The organism is Pseudoxanthomonas sp. 22568, assembly GCF_052044485.1.
Lineage (GTDB): Bacteria > Pseudomonadota > Gammaproteobacteria > Xanthomonadales > Xanthomonadaceae > Pseudoxanthomonas_A > Pseudoxanthomonas_A beigongshangi.
The window spans coordinates 83,575-105,146 of sequence record NZ_JBQENC010000012.1 but is presented as its reverse complement, the minus strand read 5'-3'; the positions used below and the strand labels follow the sequence as shown (position 1 = coordinate 105,146).

The following is a 21,572-nucleotide window of genomic DNA, read 5'->3' as shown; positions in this document are numbered from 1 at the left end:
GGTCAGGATTCCTCTCGGGGCTCGCTCGTCTCCGCCGTCACCCAGGCCAGGTAGGCGGGCAGGCCGGCGGCGGCTTGGACCGCCAGCAGCTCGGGGAGTTCGTAGGGATGAAGCTCGGCCAGCCGGGCCGCCAGCGCCGGCAGGCGCACGGCGGTGGTCTTGATGATCAGCTGGACCTCGTCGGTGGTCTCCACCGCATCCCGCCAGCGGTAGACCGAGGTCATCCCGGGCAGGAGGTTCACGCACGCCGCCAGCCGCTCTTCCACCAGCGTCCCGGCCAGGCGGCGGGCGCTGTGGGCATCGGGGCAGGTGCAGAAGGCGATCAGGACGGACATGACCTGGCGATTATCGCAGCGTGGGCGCCGGTTCAGGGCGCCGGAAAAGGTTGGAGTCGGGACCGGATCCAGTCGGCCAGTTGGGTCTCGTTCAAATCGCCAGCCGCCAGCGCCATCGTCATCAGGTAGCGATCCATCGGCGGAGCGACGAGGTCCTGGCCGTTGAGCCGCAGGAACAGCAGCAGGGCAATCAGCGCCGTGCGCTTGTTGCCGTCGACGAAGGGATGGTTGCGCGCGATGCCGTGGGCGTAGGCCGCCGCCAGCGTTGCCAGATCCACCCCGTCGCCGCAGGCGAATACCTGCTGCGGACGCGCCAGCGCGCTGCGCAGCAGGTGCGGGTCGCGGACGCCGGACGGGCCGCCGTGTTCGGCCAACTGCTGCAGGTGGGCGGCTTCCATCACCGACGCCAGCAACCAGACCGGTTCGCGCATGGCTACTCGGCCAGCTTGCGCAGGACGTCGCGGTTCTCGCGCATGATCTGCTCGGCCGCATCCATCTGCCGCGCGAACTCGGGATCGAACGGAGTCAGGCGGTAACCGTCCGGCGCCTCGGTCAGATAGAGGGTGTCGCCTTCGGCCACTTTCAGCCGCGACAGCACGTCCCGGGGCAGGACCAGGCCAACGGAATTGCCGATGCGGTTGAGCTTGAGCGTTTTCATGGACGTAATTACAGACGTAATACGGCGGAAGATCAAATTTCGGTTCCGGCCCTTGAAAGGCTCGGCCCGGGCCCCATCTCAGCGCAATCCCGGTTCGCCGGGGTTTGCTTGCCCGCGTTGCTGGCACTCTCGGGTACCGAGTGCTAACATCGCCAACCTTTCCCTGTCCAATCAATCACTTAAAGAGGATTGAAATGAGCAATATCAAGCCGCTGTACGACCGCGTGGTCATCAAGCGTATGGAAGAAGAGAAGCTGTCCGCGGGCGGCATCGTGATTCCGGACTCGGCCACCGAGAAGCCGATCAAGGGTGAAGTCGTCGCCGTCGGCGAAGGCAAGGTCCTGGACAACGGCAACGTGCGCGCCCCGAAGGTGAAGGTCGGCGACAAGGTCCTGTTCGGCAAGTACAGCGGCACCGAAGTGAAGCTGGACGGCACCGACTACCTGGTCGTGAAGGAAGACGACATCTTCGCCGTTCTGGGCTGAGCCCAGAACGCGGGAATCGGGAATGGGGAATAGGGAATCGAAAGTGCCGGCGAATGCCTTGCGCTCGATTTCATCCCCACCGGTTCTCCGCTCCTGCTTTTGACGATTCTCCATTCCCGATTCCCCATTCCCGGAGTTAATACCCATGGCTGCAAAGGACATCCGTTTCGGTGAAGACGCTCGTTCGCGCATGGTGCGCGGCGTCAACGTGCTCGCCAACGCCGTCAAGGCCACCCTCGGCCCGAAGGGCCGCAACGTCGTGCTCGAGAAGAGCTTCGGCGCCCCGACCATCACCAAGGACGGCGTTTCCGTCGCCAAGGAAATCGAACTGGCCGACAAGTTCGAGAACATGGGCGCGCAGATGGTCAAGGAAGTCGCTTCCAAGACCTCCGACAACGCCGGTGACGGCACCACCACCGCCACCGTGCTGGCGCAGGCGCTGATCCGCGAAGGTTCCAAGGCGGTCGCCGCCGGCATGAACCCGATGGATCTGAAGCGCGGCATCGACAAGGCCGTGATCGCGGCCGTGGCCGAGCTGAAGAAGATCAGCAAGCCCACCGCCGACGACAAGGCCATCGCCCAGGTCGGCACCATCTCCGCCAACTCCGACGAGTCGATCGGCAACATCATCGCCGACGCGATGAAGAAGGTCGGCAAGGAAGGCGTGATCACCGTCGAGGAAGGCTCGGGCCTGGACAACGAGCTGGACGTCGTCGAAGGCATGCAGTTCGACCGCGGCTACCTGTCGCCGTACTTCGTCAACAACCAGCAGTCGATGACCGCCGACCTGGATGACCCGTTCATCCTGCTGCACGACAAGAAGATCTCCAACGTGCGTGACCTGCTGCCCGTGCTGGAAGGCGTGGCCAAGGCCGGCAAGCCGCTGCTGATCGTCGCCGAGGAAGTGGAAGGCGAAGCGCTGGCGACCCTGGTCGTCAACACCATCCGCGGCATCGTCAAGGTCGTGGCCGTGAAGGCCCCGGGCTTCGGCGACCGTCGCAAGGCGATGCTGGAAGACATGGCCGTGCTGACCGGCGGCACCGTGATCTCCGAGGAAGTGGGCCTGTCGCTGGAGAAGGCCACCATCAAGGATCTGGGCCGCGCCAAGAAGGTGCAGGTCTCGAAGGAAAACAGCACCATCATCGACGGCGCCGGCGACACCTCCGCCATCGAAGCGCGCATCAAGCAGATCAAGGCGCAGATCGAAGAGACCTCTTCGGACTACGACCGCGAGAAGCTGCAGGAGCGCGTGGCCAAGCTGGCCGGCGGCGTGGCCGTCATCAAGGTCGGTGCCGCCACCGAAGTCGAGATGAAGGAAAAGAAGGCGCGCGTTGAAGACGCCCTGCACGCCACCCGTGCGGCCGTCGAGGAAGGCGTGGTCCCGGGCGGCGGCGTCGCCCTGATCCGTGCCAAGGCCGCCATCGAAGGCCTGAAGGGCATCAACGAAGACCAGACCCACGGCATCCAGATCGCCCTGCGCGCGATGGAAGCCCCGCTGCGCGAAATCGTCACCAACGCCGGCGAAGAGCCCTCCGTGATCGTCAACAAGGTCAAGGACGGTTCGGGCAACTTCGGCTACAACGCCGCCAACGGCGAGTTCGGCGACATGGTCGAGTTCGGCATCCTGGATCCGACCAAGGTCACCCGCACCGCGCTGCAGAACGCCGCGTCCATCGCGGGCCTGATGATCACCACCGAAGCGATGGTGGCCGAGGCTCCGAAGAAGGACGAGCCGGCGATGCCGCCGGGCGGTGGCATGGGCGGCATGGGCGGCATGGATTTCTGATCCGGCCCTCCAGGCAAACCCGCAAGACGAAAAACCCCGCCGCAAGGCGGGGTTTTTCTTTGGGCCTGGCAACCTCCTCTCCTGCGGGAGCGACGTCAGTCGCGAGCTTTTGCCATTGGCGCCTCTGCCCTTCCCGAATGATGAACGGAAGGCTCGCGACTGACGTCGCTCCCACAAGGAGATGGCGGGTGCTTGACCGAAGCGATGGTGGCCGAGGCTCCGAAGAAGGACGAGCCGGCGATGCCGCCGGGCGGTGGCATGGGCGGCATGGATTTCTGATCCGGCTTTCCAGGCAGTACCGCGACACCGGAAAACCCCGCCGCAAGGCGGGGTTTTTCTTTGGTGCGGATCTCCCCTTTTCTTTTCCTGTGGGAGCGACGTCAGTCGCGAGCTTTTGCCCCCTGGGCCCGTGTCCTTCCCGAATGATGAACGGAAGGCTCGCGACTGACGTCGCTCCCACAAGGGGAGGGCGGGTGCTTGCAAATGAAACATTTTGCATCGCGGCAAAGCTGTGTTATCAATGCACTCCAATGAACGCAGCCCGCGCCAGCTTTTACTTTTGGTACTACTTTCCGATGCCGCTGGCGGAGGAAGGACTGCGCTCACCCTGAAGAAACATTCAGACGCATTCCCGAAAGCCGCCAGCGAACCTGGCGGCTTTTTTGCTTCCAGGGCTGGCGACATCGCACACAGACAACGAACTGGAGATTTCCCGATGGCGCCCCACACCGACGATCTGCGCATCCGCAAGCTGGAACCGCTCACGCCTCCGGCCGAGGTCATCGCGGAACTGCCCTGCGACGAGGCCGTGTCCGAAACCGTCAGCCGCAGCCGCGAAGCGCTGCACGCGATCCTGCATGGCCGCGACGATCGCCTGGCGGTGGTGATCGGCCCATGTTCCATCCACGACCCGATCGCCGCGATGGAATACGCGCAGCGCCTGCGCCCGCTGCGCGATGCGCTGGGCGGCGAACTGGAAATCGTCATGCGCGTGTATTTCGAGAAACCGCGCACCACGGTCGGCTGGAAGGGCCTGATCAACGATCCCGGCCTGGATGGCAGCTTCCGCATCAACGAGGGCCTGCGGCTGGCGCGCGGCCTGCTCCGCAACATCAACCGCCTGGGCCTGCCGGCCGGTTGCGAATACCTGGACACCACCTCGCCGCAGTACATCGCCGATCTGGTCGCCTGGGGCGCCATCGGCGCGCGCACCACCGAGAGCCAGATCCATCGTGAACTCGCCTCGGGCCTGTCGTGTCCGGTCGGCTTCAAGAACGGCACCGACGGCAACGTGAAGATCGCCGCCGACGCGGTCAACGCGGCTTCGCATCCGCATCATTTCCTGGCCGTCACCAAGGAAGGCCGCTCGGCCATCGCCGCCACCACCGGCAACCCGGACTGCCACGTGATCCTGCGCGGTGGCAAGGCGCCGAACTACGACGCCGACAGCGTGGAGGCGGCCAGCCAGGTATTGGCGAAGGCGGGCCTGGCGCCGCGCCTGATGATCGACGCCAGCCACGCCAACAGCCTGAAGGATCCGGAAAACCAGCCGCGCGTGATCGAGGACATCGCCGCGCAGATCGAGGCCGGCGAGACCCGCATCATCGGCGCGATGATCGAAAGCCACCTGGTCGCCGGCCGCCAGGATCTGGTGCCGGGCCAGCCGCTGGCCTACGGACAGAGCATCACCGACGGCTGCATCGGCTGGGACGCGTCGGTGGCCGTGCTGGAACGCCTGGCCACCGCCGTGCGCCGTCGCCGCGAGCGCAACGTGTCGCAGGCGGCCTAGTCCGCATCGTGGAGGGCCGCAGGAGCGGCCCGGGCGCGACGGCGATCCGTTCCCCTCTCTCCGGATCGTCGGCGCAATCCCGGGGCCGCTCCTGCGCGGAGCGCCATTCCCCAAGGCAGAAACGCCGGACTCAAGGTAGGAGCGCCGTCCCGGCGCGAGCTGTTTGCTTCAGGACGTCCTGATCTCGAAGCATCCTCGATCCGGGCACCCCGCGAAGAGCTCGCGGCCGGAGGCCGCTCCTACCGGAGGTGCGGATTCCGGATTCAGGTGTTCGTTGACGCGCCCGCGTCTGGAGAAGCCTGCGCCGCCGTGCAACGCGCTCAATGCGTTTCGCCGCGATAGACGAACTTCGGTACGTCCCAGTTGTAGCGGATCGCCAGCAGTCGCAGCAGGAAGCCGCCGCCCAGGCAGCCCAGGGTGGCGGTGGACTCATTCACGCCCGCGTGCAGCAGGAGCAGATACGCCGCGCCGGTCAGCAGCGAGACGCTGGCATACAGTTCCTTCTGGAATACCAGCGGAATCTCGTTGCACAGCACATCGCGCAGCACGCCGCCGAAGGTGCCGGTGAGCATGCCGGCGATCACCACGATGGCCGGCGCGTGCCCGGCCTCGCGCGCGATCGCGCAGCCGATCAGGGTGAAGGCGACCAGGCCCAGCGCATCCAGCCACAGGAACGCCTGGCGAAGATGATGCATCCAGCGGGCGACGAAGGTGGCGACGATGGCCGCGCCGATGGTGTAGCCCAGGTATTCCGGATGCTTCACCCAGCCCAGCGGGTAGTGGCCGAGCACGATGTCGCGCAGCGAGCCGCCGCCGAGCGCGGTGACCGAGGCGATGATGACGACACCGAACAGATCCATCCGCCGACGGCCGGCGGATAGCGCGCCGGTCATGGCTTCGGCGGTGATGGCGACGAGGTAGATCAGGGACAGCAGCATGGGGAAGGTTCCGGCGGGAGGTGGCCGGAACCGGCGGGAATTGCGCGCACGCGGTCCACGCGCGGAGGGCGCGTGGGACGGAACACTCAATTCATGACCGGAATCCGGTGCCGCTCCCGCTGTCCTTTTGCCTGAGAGTTCGGCGGCGTGGGCCGCTTGCCCCTTCGGCGGGTCATCGAAGACCTCTCTCCAGATCGGCGTGGGTGGATGCAGTGGATGGTTGCGTCCAGCAACCGGGCCTGAGCGATTATGGGAGCCTGCGCCTTCGGCGGGAGCCGTGCGGCTCCGCTCTCCTGCATCCGGCGCGCACTTTAGCAGAGACCGATGTGAAAATACCGGCTCCACTGGCCTGCCTGTCCCCATGATCGCCTACGCGCTGCGCTCCGAAACCCCCGCCGACCTGACCGCCATCCGCGCCCTGATCACGGAAGCCTTCGCCGGCGCCGAACACAGCAGCGGCACCGAGGCGGCGATCGTCGACGCGTTGCGCGCGCGCGACGAGCTGACCCTGTCGCTGCTGGCGGAACAGGATGGGCGGGTGATCGGCCACGTCGCGTTTTCGCCGGTGGCCATCGGCAACGGCGCGGCCGGCTGGTACGGGCTGGGGCCGGTGGCGGTGGCGCCGGACTGCCAGGGCGCCGGTATCGGCGCCGCGCTGATCGAAGCCGGCCTGGCCCGGTTGCGCCAGGCCGGCGCGGGCGGCTGCGTGGTGCTGGGCGATCCCGGGTATTACGCGCGTTTCGGTTTCGCGAACGAGGCCGAGCTGCGTTACGAGGGCACACCGGCCGAATACTTCATGGCGTTGACCCTGGATGGCAGCCGGCCGCAGGGGGCGGTGGCGTACAGCGTGGCGTTCGAGGCGACGGAAACCACGCGGGACTGACATTGGCTTTGCCTCCCCCTTCGGAGAAGGGGGATTGAGGGGGATTTGTTCTTGGCGCCAACAGCAAATCCCCCGTCACCTGCTGCGCAGGTGCCCGCCCCCTTTTGCAAAGGGGGCTATCGATGTGGCGCCTTTGCTTATGCCTCCCCCTTCGAAGAAGGGGGACTGAGGGGGATTTGCTCTTGGCGCCAAAAGCAAATCCCCCGTCACCTGCTGTGCAGGTGCCCGCCCCCTTTTGCAAAGGGGGCTATCGATGCTGCGACTTCTGCTTTTACCTCCCCCTTCGGAGAAGGGGGACGGAGGGGGATTGATCAGCCATGCAGCTGTTGAAACGCGCTTGCTCTTTCAGGCCTTCATGCTGCCCGTGTCCAGCCACCGCTGGTGCCACGACAGTGCCTCGGGCAACAGGTGCGGGGTGTGGCGGCCATAGCTGGCATGCAGGGCGCGTTCGAAATAGTCGGTCAGCGCGTCGCGGTAGTCCGGATGCGCGCACTGCGCAATCAGCACGCGCGCGCGTTGCTTGGGCGAGAGGCCGCGCAGATCCGCAAGCCCCTGTTCGGTGACGATGATCGAGACGTCGTGTTCGGTGTGGTCCACGTGGCTGACCATCGGCACCAGCGAGGAGATGCTGCCGCCCTTGGCGGTGCTGGGGCTGAGGAAGATCGAAAGGTAGCCGTTGCGGGCGAAGTCGCCGGAGCCACCGATGCCGTTCTGGATGCGCGAGCCCATGATGTGGGTCGAATTGACGTTGCCGTACAGGTCCGCTTCCACCATCCCGTTCATGCAGATGCAGCCGAGCCGGCGCACCAGTTCCGGATGGTTGGAGATTTCCTGCGTGCGCATGACGATGCGTTCGCGGTAGAAACCGATGTTCTGCTTGAACACCTCGTTGGCTTCCGGGCTCAGCGCGAAGCCGGTGCACGAGGCGCTGCGCAGCACGCCGTCGCGCAGCATGTCCAGCATGCCGTCCTGGATGACCTCGGTGAACGCGGTCAGGTCGCGGAAGCCGCTGGCGCTCAGGCCGGCCAGCACCGCGTTGGGGATGTTGCCCACGCCCGATTGCAGTGGCAGCAGATTGGGCGGCAGCCGGCCCTTTTTCACTTCGTGCTGCAGGAATTCGATCAGGTGCGCGGCGATCCGTTCGCTGGTCGCATCGGCCGGATTGAACGGGCTGTTGCGATCCGGGCCGTGGGTGCGCACCACCGCGACAATCTTGTCCGGGTCGCAGCGCAGCGCGGTGTCGCCGATGCGATCGTCCGGATGGATCAACGGAATCGGCTTGCGGTGCGGCGGCAGCGCGGTGCCGTAGTAGATGTCGTGCATGCCGTCCAGGCCTTCGGGCTGCCAGTCGTTGACCTCGACGATCACCTTGCGCGCCAGATCCAGCCAGGTCTTGTTGTTGCCCACCGAGGTGGACGGCACCAGCGCGCCGTCCTCACGGATCGCCGACACTTCCACCACCGCGGTATCGACCTCGCCGTAGAAGCCGAACCAGGTGTGCTGGGCGACGTGGCTAAGGTGGGTGTCGAGGTATTCCAGGGTGCCGGCGTTGATGCGCTGGCGGGTGTCCGGATCGCTCTGGAACGGCAAACGCAGGGCGATGCCGTCGACCTTGGCCAGCGCGCCGTCCAGTTCCGGCGCGGTGGACGCGCCGGTGAGCAGGCGGATCTGGAAGCCCTGGCCCTGCGCGTGGCAACGGTCGATCCGCGCCGCCAGTGCCAGCGGCACTTCCTTCGGATAGCCCGAGCCGGTGAATCCGCTCATGGCCACGGTCTCGCCGGGCTGGATGTGCGCGGCGGCTTCTTCGGCGGAAACGGCGAGCGCGCGCAGGCGCGGATGGCGGATACGGTCGCTGGACATGCGGGGGAGCGGAACCAGAAAGCGGAAAGCGCGCATTATCGCCCGCGGGCCCGGCCCGGGGGCCAAGACGATCGGGGAATACACCGCATGCGATGTTTCGTGTCCCGTGGTTCGGGCATGCTGTGCGCATGAACAGGACGTCGATTTCCGGGCTCGCCCCCCGCTGGAGCAGCACACGCCGCTGGCTGCTGCGCGCGGCCTTGGCCCTGCTGGCGCTGTACGCGCTGTACCTGGCCGCGGCCAATCTGTGGATCAACACCGCTTTGGGCGAGCGCACGCTCAACCGCAAGCCGGAGAAATTCCAGATGCATTGGGCCGGCGGTCACAGCTGGTGGCCCGGACGGGTCAGCCTGCGCGAGGTGAAACTGCAGGGCCAGGTGCGGCGCATCGCCTGGCAGGCGCAGGCCAGCGCGGTGCAGGGCGAGATTGCGTTGTGGCCGCTGCTGCGACGGGAACTGCACGTGCCGTGGGTACAGGCCGACGGCGTGAGCGGCGGCGTCCATCGCGCCGAACGCGAACTGCCGGTGCCGCCGCCACGCGACGGCGGGTGGGTGTTGCGCTTCGATCGCATCGCCAGTGACAGCCTGACCCGCGGCGAGTTCGACGGCCTGCGCCTGGACGGTGAAGGCAGCGCGCAGGTCGGTTTCGTCAAGCAACTGCGTGGCGGGCCAATGGAATTGCTGCCGTCGCGCGCGGCGTTCCGCAAGGCGCGACTGGTCCGCGATGGCGAGGAGGTGCTACGCGAGGCGGAACTGGAAGCCAACTTTGCGATCGCCAGGCACCGCCGCGAGGAGGCGCCGGGCCTGCGCAAGTTGCTCAAGACCGACGCGCGGCTGAAGCTGCGCGGCATCACCAGCGCCATCGACGTCACTCCGGTGCCGGGCGGCGTCACCCTCGCGCTCGTGCCCGGGCGCGGCCAGGCCAATATCGATCTCGGTTTCTCCAGGGGCGCGCTCACGCCGGGCAGCCACCTGCAATGGAGCATGCCGATCGGCGGCAGCGACGCATCCGGCGTCTCCCGCACCGACGCGCTGGGCATCGCGCTGGCGGTGGATCGCCAGGACATCGCGCTGAAGGTGAAGGCGCCGCCGCTCGCCCAGGGCCGGATGTCGGTGGACGCGGATCTGCGCCTGCGCGGGCGCGAGCTTCCGCTGGGAGATTTCCCCTCGCTGCTGCCGCGCGCGTCCGGGCACGTGGTCGGGCGCTGGCGGTTCTCCTCGCTGCACTGGATCACCAGCCTGTTTCCGCGGACGCCGTGGCTGCAACTGGAAGGCGCGGGGGACGTGGATGCCGACGTGCAGGTGGTGAACGGGCAACTGGCCGCCGGCAGCCGCATCGGCGTGCCGGAGGTGGACGCGGTGGCCGATGTGATGGGCAACCGCATCCGCGGCCGCGCCCACGCCGATATCCGCCTGGACGCCGGTCCCAAGGGCGAACTGGTGCCGCGGCTGCAGGCGGTGATGGAGCAGTTCCATGTCGCCTCGGTGCGCGCACCGCAGCGTCCCTATGTGCAGGGTCGCAACCTGCGCCTGTTCCTCAACGCCGATGGCCCCTTGCAGGACCTGCGCAACGCGATGCGCGGGCGGGTGGTGTTCGACAACGCCAACGTGCCGGACCTGCGCGTCTACAACCCGTACCTGCCGCGCCGGCACATGCGCTTCGACGGCGGCGCCGGTTTCCTCAGCGGCGATCTGTCGCTGGATACCGCCGGCGATGTCGGCCACGGCCGCCTGCGCATCACCGGGCGCGGCGCGCGCATGCATCTGGCCGGAATCGATCTGCGTGGCGACGTGGACATCGGCCTGGCCCTGCGCCGCGCGGATCTGCGACGGCGCGCGTTCGTCGCCGACGGCAGCACCGTGCAGTTCCGCAACCTCGGTTTCCGCGAACCCGGCGGCGATGCGCGCAGCGGCTGGTGGGCGAAGCTGCGGCTGGATCGCGCGCGCCTGGACGTGGATCGCCCGCTCAGCGCCGGAGGCAGCGCGGCGGTGCAGATGAAGGACGTGGGTTTCCTGCTGGCGCTGTTCTCGCGCAAGAAGGACTACCCCAAATGGGTCTACCGGCTGGTCGACGCCGGCCAGGCGCAGGCCGATGGCCGGGTGCAGTGGCGCGACGACGTGCTGGTGCTGGACCGGGTGAAGGCGAACAACGACCGTTTCGACCTGCAGGCCCGGCTGCGCCTGCAGGGCCCGCGTCGCAGCGGCCAGCTCTACGCGCGCTGGGGCGTGCTCAGCGCGGGGCTGGAATTGCAGGACAATGCCCGCCGCTGGCATCTGGTGAAGGCGCGGGAGTGGTACCAGGGGCAGCCGGATCTGCTGCGTTGAGGACCGTTTTGCGCAGTTGAACGGTTTGGCCCCTATTCAGGTTTCAGCCGTGTGAATCGTGAAACCGGTTACAGGATCGGCCCGAAAATTGGTCTGGCATCGGTAACATCCAAGCAGAACAAGGCTTTTCGGAAAAACCCCGTTCCCGGCTCAAATGTACTGCCCGGTTTTGTTTTGCAGTGCAGCGTGCAAGCCCCGCAACCGCTCCTTCACGATGGCCCCGCATCCCGACGTGGGGGAGGGAGCAAGCCCGCAACTGGCCTAGCCATTGCGGGCTTTTTTATGCCCGGGATTTGGGATTCGGGATTGGGGATTCGCAACAGCGCGGTGTGGCCGCAATGCTGGATTCCGGTAGGGCGGCTGTCGGTGGGGTGGGGGAGGCGTAGAATTCACGCCATGAACGAGTCCTCCCCGCGCCAGATTCCCCTCCAGGTCGTTTCCACCGCCGCCGCCGCCTCCGCCCCGCTGGAAACGGGCGTCAAGCAGTTGGGCGGCGACAAGATTTCCCGTTCGCCGGTGCAGTTCGCCGACGCGCCGGTGCTGCGCAAGCCGTCGTGGATCCGCGTGCGCATTCCCAGTGACGGTTCGGTGGCGCGGCTGAAGGCCAAGCTGCGCGAGAACCGGCTGGTCACCGTGTGCGAGGAGGCCAGTTGCCCGAACATCCACGAGTGCTTCGGCCACGGCACCGCGACTTTCATGATCCTGGGCGAGGTCTGCACCCGCCGCTGTTCCTTCTGCGACGTCGCCCACGGCCGGCCCAAGCCGCCGGATGCGTCCGAGCCGCTCAGCCTGGCGCATACCGTGGCCGACATGGGCCTGAAGTACGTCGTCGTCACCAGCGTGGATCGCGATGACCTGCGCGACGGCGGCGCCCAGCATTTCGTCGACTGCATCGCGGCCATCCGCGAGCATTCGCCGGGCACCCGCATCGAGATCCTGACCCCGGACTTCCGCGGCAAGGGCCGCATGGACCGGGCGCTGGAAATCCTGGCGGTGAATCCGCCGGACGTGTTCAACCACAACATCGAGACGGTGCCGGACCTGTACCCCAACGTGCGCCCCGGCGCCGACTACCAGTGGTCGCTGACCCTGCTGCAGAAGTTCAAGCAGCAGCATCCGGAGCTGCCGACCAAGTCCGGCATCATGCTGGGCCTGGGCGAGACCATGGAGCAGGTGAAGGCGACGCTGCGCGACCTGCGCGCGCACGACGTGGAGATGGTCACCATCGGCCAGTACCTGCAGCCCACCGCGCACCATCACCCGGTGATGCGCTACTGGACGCCGGAAGAGTTCAAGGAGCTGGAGCTCTACGGCAACGAGCTGGGTTTCAGCCACGTCGCCTCCGGCCCGCTGGTGCGTTCGTCCTACCACGCCGATCGCCAGGCCGCCGAGGCCGCGGCCAGCGTCCGCAACGCCGCTGCCGGCTGAACCGCGGGTTGGCCGACGGACGGCCAGCCGAAACAGGTTCACTTTTCTCTACGGGCCCGGGGTTAGGGTCTCTTTCGGCAGGCCCATCCGCCTGCCGAAAGACAGGGATGACAAGCGCCGCAACTTTGGGCACTGTCTGGCTGTCAGATGTCCCCGCCGTTCTCCTGCAAGGCCTCCGGGCCGCGAGTACCCGATGAAAGTGAAGAAAGTCCCCGCCGTCCTCCTGCTGTCCCTGGCGCTGGCGTCGCCGCTGGCGCTGCTGGCGCGTGGCGATGGCGACAACCGCGTCGCGCTGCCAACCGCGCCCACCGCGGACCAGGCCACCACCTCCAAGCTGGTCTACGGCCTGCTGTCCGACAGCCGCTACGCCTACCGCCCGCGCGCGCTGGATGAAACGTTGTCGGCGGACATCTTCAAGCGCTACCTGGAAGCGCTGGACGGCGGCAAGCAGTTCTTCACCGCCGCCGACGTGGCCAAGTTCGCGCCGTTCAAGGCGCAGATGGGCGAGGCGGTCCGCAGCGGCGAACTGGATCCGGCCTACGACGTCTTCACCATCTACCGCCAGCGCGTGCAGCAGCGCGTGGCCTACGCGCGCTCGCTGCTCAAGCAGGACTTCGACTTCAGCGGCGACCAGCGCTGGGAGTACGACCGCAAGGACGCCCCGTGGGCGGCCAGCACCGAGGAACTGGATGCGCTGTGGAAGAAGTCGGTGATGAACGACTGGCTGCGCCTGAAGCTGGCCGGCAAGAAGCCCGAGGATATCCGCAAGACCCTGGACAAGCGTTACGCCAACCTGCAGCGCACCGTCGACGAGTTCAAGAGCGAGGACGTGTTCCAGGCGTTCCTCAACAGCTACACCGGCGCGATCGACCCGCACACCGATTACTTCACCCCGCGCACCGCCGAGAACTTCAACCAGTCGATGTCGCTGTCGCTGGAAGGCATCGGCGCGGTGCTGCAGCGGCAGGACGATCTGGTGGCGATCCGCGAGATCGTGCCCGGCGGCCCGGCGGATCTGAGCGGCAAGCTCAAGGTCGGCGATCGCATCGTCGCGGTCGGCCAGGGCAAGTCCGGCGCGATGACCGACGTGATCGGCTGGCGCATCGACGACGTCGTCGCCCAAATCCGCGGCAAGAAGGACACCCAGGTCCGGATCGAATACATCCCGGTCGAATCCGGCATCGACGGCAAGCACGCGCAGGTCACCATCACCCGCCAGAAGGTCAAGCTGGAGGAACAGGCGGCCAAGGCCGAGACCATCACCCTGCCGGCCGCCAACGGCGAGCCGCAGCGGCGCATCGGCGTGATCAAGCTGCCGGCGTTCTACCAGGACTTCGAGGGGCGTCGCCGCAATCCCAACGACTTCACCTCGGCCACCCGCGACATCGCCAAGCTGCTGGCCCAGTTCAAGACCCAGGACGTCGACGGCGTGGTCATGGACCTGCGCAACAACGGCGGCGGTTCGCTGGACGAGGCGGTCGAGCTGACCGGCCTGTTCATCGACAAGGGCCCGGTGGTGCAGGTGCGCGAGTCCGGCGGTCGCGTCACCGTCAACAGCGATCGCAAGCCGGGCGTGGCCTGGGACGGTCCGCTGGCGGTACTGATCAATCGCGGTTCGGCTTCGGCCTCGGAGATCTTCGCCGGCGCCATCCAGGACTACGGCCGTGGCCTGGTGATCGGCGAGACCAGCTTCGGCAAGGGCACCGTGCAGAACATGGTGGATCTGGATCGCTGGCCGGCCAACGAGACCGCGCGCTTCGGCCAGGTCAAGCTGACCATCGCGCAGTTCTTCCGCGTGGCCGGCGGCAGCACCCAGCACAAGGGCGTGGTGCCGGATCTGGCGTTCCCGGTGAGCGTGGACGCCAGCGAATACGGCGAGAGCACCTACGACAACGCGCTGCCGTGGACCCGCATCGCCGCGGTACCGCACACCCAGTACGGCAACTTCGCGCCGCTGCTGCCGAAGCTGGAAGCCCTGCACGCCTCGCGCGTGGCCAAGGACAAGGAATTCCAGTGGTGGACCGAGGATGTGGCGACGTTCCGCGCCGAGGCGGCCAAGAAGTACGTCTCGCTCAACGAGGCCGAGCGCCGCGCCGAACGCGACAAGCAGGACACCCTGCGCAAGACCCGCCAGGCCGAACGCAAGGCGCTGGGACTGGCGCTGGATCCGCTGGCCGACGATCTGGCCGACGACGGCCTGGGCGCGAGCGAGCGCGACATCGTCAAGGATGCGGCCCGCGAGAAGCTGGTCGACAAGCGTCCGGATCCGCTGCTGCGCGAATCGGCGGCGATCCTGGGTGACGCCATCGGCGTGTTGAACCAGGACCGTAAGCTGTCGGCGCAGGTGCTGCCGGAATCGACGGGACCGGGACGCTGGGCGGATTGAAGCCGGGCGTGGTTTGTAGAGATGAGAAAAGCGCGGCCTTCGGGTCGCGCTTTTTTTTGGGGGTGCTCGCGGCGGGGTGGGGTGTTGGGTTGTTTTCCGGGACGCCGGGGAAGGGGTTTACGGTCGCGACTTACGTCGCTCCTACAAGGATGGGGCGGGAGACTTGAGCCAGATGAAAGGCGGACCGTGAAAGCTTTCAACGGTGGGGTCGCGCCGTGGCCGTCGGGGCTGGCCTAGAATAAGCGTCAATACGCTTGGCGCCTCCCCCATGAACTCCTCCGCTTCCAGCACCGCCGCGCCCGCGCGCGGTGGCGTCGCCGTCGTCGTCGCCCTGGCCCTGGTCTATGTCGTCTGGGGCTCCACCTATCTCGGTATCCGCCTGGCCCTGGAAGGCGGCTATCCGCCGCTGTTGATGGCCGGCGGCCGTTTCATCGTCGCCGGCACGTTGATGTACGCGGTGCTGCGCTGGCGCGGTTATGCCGCGCCGACCCGCGCGCAATGGAAGAACGTGGCCTTCATGGCGCTGGCGCTGCTGCTGTTCGGCAACGGCTTCGTGTGCGTGGCCGAGCAGACCGTGTCCTCCGGTCTGGCCGCGGTCGCGGTGGCCTCGATGCCGCTGTGGATGGGCCTGTTCGGCGCCATGCGCGGACAGCATCCCAGCCGCGCCGAATGGGCGGGCATCGTGATCGGCTTCCTGGGCGTGGTCTGGCTCAACTCCGGCAGCGCGCTGACCGCCAGCCCGAAGGGGCTGGTCATGTTGCTGATCGCGCCGATCGCCTGGGCCTACGGTTCGGTGTGGAGCCGTGGCCGCGACCTGCCGTCGCCGTTCATGTCGGCGGCCGCGCAGATGGTGTGCGGCGGCGTGATCATGCTGGTGGTGGGCACGGCGATCGGCGAGCGCTTCACCCAGTGGCCGACGTTGCAGGGCACGCTGGCGGTGGGCTACCTGGCGCTGTTCGGTTCCATCGTCGCCTTCAGCGCCTACGTCTGGCTGCTGCACAACGTGCGGCCGGCGGTGGCCGGCAGCTACGCCTACATCAACCCGGTGATCGCGGTGGCGCTGGGCGCGTGGATCGCCCACGAGAGTTTCAGCGCGCATGACCTGGGCGCGATGGCGTTGATCCTGCTGGGCGTGGTGGTGATCACCCTGGCGAAGGCGAAGCGCTCGTGAGCCAGCACGGTATCGATCGCAAGGGGCTGGTCATCACCAGCCTGACCTTCGTCCTGTGGGGCGTGGTGCCGCTGTACTGGCACCTGCTCAAGGTGGTGCCCTCGTTCCAGATCATCGCCCACCGGATTGTCTGGAGCGCGTTGCTGGTGATCGGCTGGCTGGTGCTGAAGAACGGCCTGGGCTGGCTGCGCGCGATTCGCGCCCAGCCGCGCGCGTTGGCCGCGCTGGGATTGAGCAGCCTGCTGATCGCGTTCAACTGGGGCTTGTACATCTGGGCGGTCAATGCCGGCCACGTGGTCGAGACCAGCCTGGGTTACTTCATCAACCCGCTGCTCAACGTGCTGCTGGGCGTGCTGGTGCTGCGTGAGCGGCTGAGCCGCCTGCAATGGGTCGCGGTGGGCTTCGCGCTGATCGGCGTGGCCTGGCTGACCTGGCAGGCCGGTTCGCCGCCGTGGATCGCGCTGGGACTGGCGCTGTCGTTCGGCATGTACGGGCTGGTGCGCAAGCTGGTGGCGGTCGACGCGGTGGCCGGGCTGGGCGTGGAAAGCCTGTACCTGTTCCTGCCGGCGCTGGCGTTCGTGGCCTGGGGCGAGAACGGCCACGGCGGCGGCTTCCTGCAGGGCTGGGGCTGGCAGATCGATCTGCTGTTGATCTTCGGCGGCGTGGTCACCGCCATTCCGCTGATCGGCTTCGCCTACGGCGTGCGCAGGATTCCGCTGACGGTGGTGGGGCTGCTGCAGTACATCGCGCCGAGCATCCAGTTCCTGATCGGCGTGTTCGTGTTCCGCGAGCCGTTCGGCGCGGCGCAGGCGCTGGGCTTTGCCGCGATCTGGACCGGCCTGCTGATTTTCGCCGGCGACGGGCTGTGGCGTTCGCGCCAGCGGCCGCCGGTGGCGGCCACGGTCACCGAGTAGCGCGCTCGGAGTGATGCGCCGCGCTCAGGCGCCGCCCGGTGCCAGCGGTTGCGGGCAGGCCGGCGTCGCCGTCGGCGTGCGCTCGAACCAGTCGATCACCGTCGGCGCCAGCCGATCCAGCCGCATCGGCAGGCTCAGGTGATCCTCGCCGGGGATTTCCAGGTAGCGGGCGCGCTTGGACGCCGCCGCGAGCAGGCGGCCATGCGCGACCGGAATGTGCCGGTCGGCGTCGCCATGGATCAGCAGTACGCAGGCCGGCGCCTGCGCCAGTGCCGCGCCAACGTCCACCTTGTCCAGATCCAGGCCGAGCTTGCGGTCGGCCTGGGCGATGGCGACGTTCAGGCTGTCGCCGCTGTAGCGCCAGCGCGCCAGCGGCAGGGCCAGGCGATCGCGCCAGTTCGACGCCGGGCGGGTGAGCATGTGCGGCACCATGTCGCGGATCGCGCTGCCGGCGTTGTCGAAGGATTCCATCGCCACCACGCCGCCGGCCTGCACGCCGAGATCGCGCGCGGTGAAGATGGCGGTGGCCGCGCCGTAGGACACGCCCATCACGTGCAGCGGACCGGTGACCTCGCCGCGCTCGCGCAGCGCGCGCAGCATCGCCACGACGTCTTCGCCCTCGCGGGTGCCGTAGCCGGACGGCGCGACGCCGGAACGGCCGTGGTTGCGCAGGTCCACGCTGATGGTGCGGTAGCCGGCCTGGGCCAGTTCCAGCGCCCACGGCAGCAGCGAGCGACCGTCCATCATCCAGCCGTGCAGCAGCACGACGGTGCCGCGCGGCTTCTGCGCGGACGGCCTGGCCGCCGCGTCGAAGTCGAGCTGGAAATCCATGCGGTTGGCGGCGGTGCCGCCGGCATAGCGGTAGCGCAGGCCGTAGTCGCCCGGATCCAGCGCGCGCCAGTACAGCGGCACGCCATTCACCGGCACGAAGCCCTCGCGATGCGGCAGGCGCGCGAACATCGCCTCGATGCGATCGCGCGGCAGCAGCGGCGACACGCCGCCGGGCGCGGCCAGGCGTTCGCTCAGCGACAGGGCGGGCAGATGGGCAGTGGTGAAGCCGACCAGCGACAGGCAGACGCAGGCCAGCGCGATCAGGCGCAGCAGCATGGCGATCATCGGGGGGAGGGACAGCGGTCGCGCACCTTACCGGCGCGGGAGCCGTCGCCGCTATCGCAGAACGATGACAGAAAGATGACGGTTAAGCCGGGATTTGCCTGGCGGGTGGGCGGTTGGCGCGGAAAGGGCGCACCGCGCCGCGAGGGCGCGGCGGGTGGATGGGTGCGAAGAGCCACCGAGCGAGCTTGGCTCTACGGGGAGGGGCAGGGGGCGCCGGCGTCGGCCCAGGTCTTGAAGGCGGCGACGAACTTGTCGTGCGGGACTGGCACCGGGGCACGGTTGCCGCCGGGGTTCCAGCCCCACAGCACCAGCTTGTCCTCGGCGACGTGCTTGATCAGCGCGGGCATGTCGCGATCGCCATTGAGTTTGCGGTCCTGGATCATCGCGCACAGCTCGTGGGCCGGCAGGCCGATCCAGGCCATCTTGTGATCCGGCGGCGGCAGTTGCCAGTGCGGTGCGCCCGGCGGCGCGTGCGCGCTGTAGCCGGCCGGCGGATTGGCTTCGCCGTGGCAGGTGGAGCAGGGCTGGCCGGGCGCGCCCTTGCCTTCGGGACCGCGCACCACGTTCATCATGTGCGGGGTCTGGCTGTCGAACTGCAAAGGCTGATCGCCGGGAATGTGGCAGTTGCTGCAACGTGGATGCTGGAACACCTGCTCGACGGTGGCGAAGGCTTGCAGTGCCTGCGCTTTCTGTTCGGCGCTGATGCGCGGGCCGCAGGCGGCCAGCAGCAACGACAGCAAGGCGATGAAGAAGAGGGCGGCGGCGCGCATCGTCGGATCCTCAGGCGGGCTTGGCCGCGGGGGCCAGGGTGAAGGGAAGATCACGCAGGCGCTGGCCGGTGAGCGCGAACACCGCGTTGGCCACCGCCGGCGCGATCGGCGGCGTACCGGGTTCGCCCACGCCGCCCATCTTGTCCGTGCTCGGCACGATGTGCACTTCCACCACCGGCATCTCGGGCAGACGCAGCACCGGATAGTCGTGGTAGTTGGATTGCTCCACCTCGCCATTCTTGAAGGTGATGCGCCCGTGCAGCGCGGCGCCCAGGCCGAACGCCAGCCCGCTTTCCAGCTGCGCCTTGACGTTGTCCGGATTCACCGCCAGGCCGCAGTCGATCGCGCAGACCACGCGATGGACCTTGATCACGCCGTTGTCGACCGAGACCTCAGCCGCGTGCGCGACATAGCTGCCGAACGATTCGTGCACCGCGATGCCGTGGCCGCGTCCCTTCGCCGCCGGTTTGCTCCAGCCGAATTTTTCCGCCGCCAGGTTCAGCGCGGCCAGGTGGCGCGGATGATCCTTGAGCAGGCGCCGGCGGTATTCCAGCGGATCCTGCCCCGCTGCGTGCGCCAGTTCATCGACCAGGCTTTCCATCACGAAGCCGTTGTAGCTGTGCCCCACGGAGCGCCACCACAGCACCGGTATGCCGGTCTTGGGCGAATGCAGATCCACCCGGTGCGCGGGCGTGCCCAGCACGTACGGCGAATCGGCCACGCCTTCCACGGAGGTCGCGTCGATGCCGTTCTTCACCGTGAACGGCTCGAACGGCGTGCCGGCGGTGATCGACTGGCCGACCATCACCTGCTGCCAGGCCACCGGCGTGCCGTCCGCGGCCAGGCCCACCTTGGCGCGCTGCACATAGGCCGGGCGGTAGTAGCCGCCACGCACGTCGTCCTCGCGCGGCCACACCGTCTTGACCGGCGCCTTGGCGGCCTTGGCCACTTCCACCGCCTCGGACACGAAGTCCGACACCGGCGTCGCGCGCCGGCCGAAGCCGCCGCCGAGGAAGGTGGTGTGGATGCGGATCTGTTCCGGCTTCAGCCCGGTGATGCGCGCGGCGACCTGCTGGTCGACGGTCTGGAACTGGGTGCCGGTCCAGATGTCGCAACCTTCGGGGTCGATCTTCACCGTGCAGTTGAGCGGTTCCATCGGTGCGTGCGCCAGGTAGGGCACGCTGTACTCGACTTCCACCACCTTGGCCGCCTGCGCCATCGCCGCGGCCGCATCGCCGGCCTGCACCGCCACCGCACCGGCCGTGCGCGCCTGCGTGGCGAACTGTTCGCGCAGCCGCGCGCTGTCCAGATCCGCGTGCGGGCCGCGATCCCATTCCACCTTCAGCGCGTTGCGGCCCTGCAAGGCGGCCCAGTAGTGATCGGCGATCACCGCCACGCCGCTGGGCACCTGCACCACGTTGCGGACCCCGGGCACCGCCTTGGCGGCGGTCGCGTCGAACGATTTCACCGTGCCGCCGAACACCGGCGCGCGCGCGACCACCGCGGTGAGCAGGCCGTCGAACTGCACGTCCATGCCGAAGATCGCGCGACCGGTGATCTTCTCCGGCGTGTCCAGGCGCTTGGCGCCCTTGCCGATCAGCTTCCAATCCTTGGGATCCTTGAGGGTGAGCGTCTTCGGATCCGGCGCCTTCAGCTGCCCGGCCGCGTCGGCCAGTTCGCCGTAGCGCAGGCGCTGGTCGCCATGCACCACCACACCGTTCTCGGTTTTCAGTTCGGCCACCGGCACGCCCAGTCGCGTGGCCGCGGCCTGCAGCAGCAATGCGCGCGCGGTGGCGCCGGCCATCCGGTAGCGATCGAACTCGGACCAGGTGCTGGTCGAGCCGCCGGTCATCTGCATGCCGAAGGCGGTATGCGCGTAGGCCGGTGCGGCTGGTGCGTGCTCGACCTTCATCTTCGTCCAGTCCGCATCCAGCTCCTCGGCGATCAGCATCGGCAGCGTGGTCCAGATGCCCTGGCCCATTTCCGAGTGCGACAGCAGCACGGTGATGCTGTCGTCGGCGGCGATGCGCAGGAAGGCGTTGGGCGCGAACGGCGCGACCGTGGCCGGCGCGGCGGCGGCGTTCTGCGCCAGCGCGAAGCGGCCGGCGGCCGGCACGATGAAGCCGATGACCAGGCCGCCGCCGAGGACGGCGCCGGCCTTGAGGAACTGGCGGCGGGAAGAGGAAGCGACGGAATCCGCAGGCTTGGCGTCCACGAACATTCTCCGATCGGATGCCGGGCCCTTGTGGTCCGGCACGGGGGGAAGAGGAATCAGGCCTTGCCCAACTGCGCGGCGCGGTGCACCGCCGCGCGGATGCGCAGGTAGGTGCCGCAGCGGCAGAGATTGCCCGCCAGCGCCTGGTCGATGTCCTGATCACTGGGGCTGGGCACGACCGCCAGCAGCGCGGCGGCGGTCATGATCTGGCCGGACTGGCAGTAGCCGCATTGCACCACGTCCAGTTCGGCCCACGCCTGCTGCACCGGATGGCGTCCGTCGGATGACAGGCCCTCGATGGTGGTGATTTTCTTGCCGGCCACCGCGGAGACCGGGGTGACGCAGGCGCGCAAGGGGACGCCGTCGATGTGCACGGTGCAGGCGCCGCACTGGGCGATGCCGCAACCGAACTTGGTGCCGGTGAGTTTCATCAGGTCCCGCAGGACCCAGAGCAGCGGCATGTCGGGCGGCGCCGCGACCTCGTGCTCGGAACCATTCACGTGCAGTTTCATGC

18 protein-coding genes and 2 riboswitches are annotated in these 21,572 nt (G+C 67.9%); of the genes, 9 read left to right on the top strand and 9 right to left on the bottom strand.

Going from position 1 to position 21,572, the window contains the following annotated elements; genetic code table 11:
- Positions 1-2: 2 nt before the first annotated feature.
- From cutA to ACTJI2_RS15335, 3 genes are read right to left on the bottom strand one after another with little or no spacing between them, the layout of a single operon-like run.
- On the bottom strand, positions 3-335 hold the full coding sequence (cutA, locus tag ACTJI2_RS15345; protein WP_440842631.1) for a divalent-cation tolerance protein CutA: 333 nt from the start codon (positions 333-335) through the stop codon (positions 3-5).
- A gap of 32 nt (positions 336-367) precedes the next feature.
- A complete protein-coding gene (locus ACTJI2_RS15340) occupies positions 368-766 on the bottom strand; it encodes a type II toxin-antitoxin system death-on-curing family toxin (RefSeq protein WP_440842630.1) in 399 nt (132 codons plus the stop codon).
- 2 nt (positions 767-768) lie between these two features.
- Complete coding sequence (locus ACTJI2_RS15335; RefSeq protein ID WP_141454182.1) at positions 769-993, bottom strand: AbrB/MazE/SpoVT family DNA-binding domain-containing protein; 225 nt, start codon at positions 991-993, stop codon at positions 769-771.
- Positions 994-1,187: 194 nt separating this feature from the next.
- Between ACTJI2_RS15335 and groES the strand changes: the two genes are divergently transcribed.
- From groES to ACTJI2_RS15320, 3 genes are all read left to right on the top strand, one after another.
- The gene (groES, locus tag ACTJI2_RS15330) at positions 1,188-1,478 is read left to right on the top strand and encodes a co-chaperone GroES (protein WP_141454181.1); all 291 of its coding nucleotides are present in this window, start codon (positions 1,188-1,190) and stop codon (positions 1,476-1,478) included.
- A 145-nt stretch (positions 1,479-1,623) separates the two neighbouring features.
- Positions 1,624-3,264 carry a chaperonin GroEL gene (groL, locus tag ACTJI2_RS15325; protein WP_183641000.1) on the top strand — a complete coding sequence of 547 codons (1,641 nt, stop codon included), beginning with the start codon at positions 1,624-1,626 and terminating at the stop codon, positions 3,262-3,264.
- Between the two features lie 715 nt (positions 3,265-3,979).
- Positions 3,980-5,053, top strand: a complete 1,074-nt coding sequence (locus ACTJI2_RS15320; protein ID WP_183644900.1) for a 3-deoxy-7-phosphoheptulonate synthase — start codon at positions 3,980-3,982, stop codon at positions 5,051-5,053.
- A gap of 320 nt (positions 5,054-5,373) precedes the next feature.
- Here the strand turns inward: ACTJI2_RS15320 and ACTJI2_RS15315 are convergent, their stop codons facing one another.
- Complete coding sequence (locus tag ACTJI2_RS15315) at positions 5,374-5,991, bottom strand: trimeric intracellular cation channel family protein (RefSeq protein WP_183644903.1); 618 nt, start codon at positions 5,989-5,991, stop codon at positions 5,374-5,376.
- Between the two features lie 111 nt (positions 5,992-6,102).
- Positions 6,103-6,194: riboswitch (glycine riboswitch) on the bottom strand.
- A 10-nt stretch (positions 6,195-6,204) separates the two neighbouring features.
- Positions 6,205-6,297: riboswitch (glycine riboswitch) on the bottom strand.
- Between the two features lie 55 nt (positions 6,298-6,352).
- Here ACTJI2_RS15315 and ACTJI2_RS15310 point away from each other — a divergent pair.
- Entirely contained in the window at positions 6,353-6,874 is a 522-nt protein-coding gene (locus tag ACTJI2_RS15310) for a GNAT family N-acetyltransferase (RefSeq protein ID WP_440842629.1), read from the top strand.
- Positions 6,875-7,219: 345 nt separating this feature from the next.
- Here the strand turns inward: ACTJI2_RS15310 and ACTJI2_RS15305 are convergent, their stop codons facing one another.
- Positions 7,220-8,734, bottom strand: coding sequence for an acetyl-CoA hydrolase/transferase family protein (locus tag ACTJI2_RS15305; RefSeq protein WP_318288434.1), 1,515 nt, complete (start codon positions 8,732-8,734; stop codon positions 7,220-7,222).
- Between the two features lie 128 nt (positions 8,735-8,862).
- On the opposite strand from ACTJI2_RS15305, the gene ACTJI2_RS15300 reads away from it, so the two are divergent.
- From ACTJI2_RS15300 to rarD, 5 genes are all read left to right on the top strand, one after another.
- Entirely contained in the window at positions 8,863-11,058 is a 2,196-nt protein-coding gene (locus ACTJI2_RS15300; RefSeq protein WP_440842628.1) for a hypothetical protein, read from the top strand.
- A 396-nt stretch (positions 11,059-11,454) separates the two neighbouring features.
- Positions 11,455-12,486, top strand: a complete 1,032-nt coding sequence (gene lipA, locus ACTJI2_RS15295) for a lipoyl synthase (RefSeq protein WP_440842627.1) — start codon at positions 11,455-11,457, stop codon at positions 12,484-12,486.
- 193 nt (positions 12,487-12,679) lie between these two features.
- Positions 12,680-14,872 carry a carboxy terminal-processing peptidase gene (locus tag ACTJI2_RS15290; protein WP_440842626.1) on the top strand — a complete coding sequence of 731 codons (2,193 nt, stop codon included), beginning with the start codon at positions 12,680-12,682 and terminating at the stop codon, positions 14,870-14,872.
- Positions 14,873-15,140: 268 nt separating this feature from the next.
- On the top strand, positions 15,141-16,043 hold the full coding sequence (gene yedA, locus ACTJI2_RS15285; RefSeq protein ID WP_440842625.1) for a drug/metabolite exporter YedA: 903 nt from the start codon (positions 15,141-15,143) through the stop codon (positions 16,041-16,043).
- Entirely contained in the window at positions 16,040-16,957 is a 918-nt protein-coding gene (rarD, locus tag ACTJI2_RS15280) for an EamA family transporter RarD (protein ID WP_141454171.1), read from the top strand. Before yedA ends, rarD begins: the two co-directional genes overlap by 4 nt.
- 24 nt (positions 16,958-16,981) lie before the next feature.
- Here the strand turns inward: rarD and ACTJI2_RS15275 are convergent, their stop codons facing one another.
- From ACTJI2_RS15275 to ACTJI2_RS15260, 4 genes are all read right to left on the bottom strand, one after another.
- A complete protein-coding gene (locus tag ACTJI2_RS15275) occupies positions 16,982-18,061 on the bottom strand; it encodes an alpha/beta hydrolase family protein (protein WP_440842649.1) in 1,080 nt (359 codons plus the stop codon).
- Positions 18,062-18,264: 203 nt separating this feature from the next.
- Positions 18,265-18,843 (bottom strand): hypothetical protein, encoded by a 579-nt coding sequence (locus ACTJI2_RS15270; RefSeq protein WP_203323431.1) that lies wholly within the window; start codon positions 18,841-18,843, stop codon positions 18,265-18,267.
- A gap of 10 nt (positions 18,844-18,853) precedes the next feature.
- Positions 18,854-21,058 (bottom strand): molybdopterin cofactor-binding domain-containing protein, encoded by a 2,205-nt coding sequence (locus tag ACTJI2_RS15265; protein ID WP_440842624.1) that lies wholly within the window; start codon positions 21,056-21,058, stop codon positions 18,854-18,856.
- A 56-nt stretch (positions 21,059-21,114) separates the two neighbouring features.
- Positions 21,115-21,570: a (2Fe-2S)-binding protein gene (locus ACTJI2_RS15260; RefSeq protein ID WP_440842623.1), complete on the bottom strand. Its 456-nt coding sequence runs from the start codon at positions 21,568-21,570 to the stop codon at positions 21,115-21,117.
- Between the last annotated feature and the right edge of the window lie 2 nt (positions 21,571-21,572).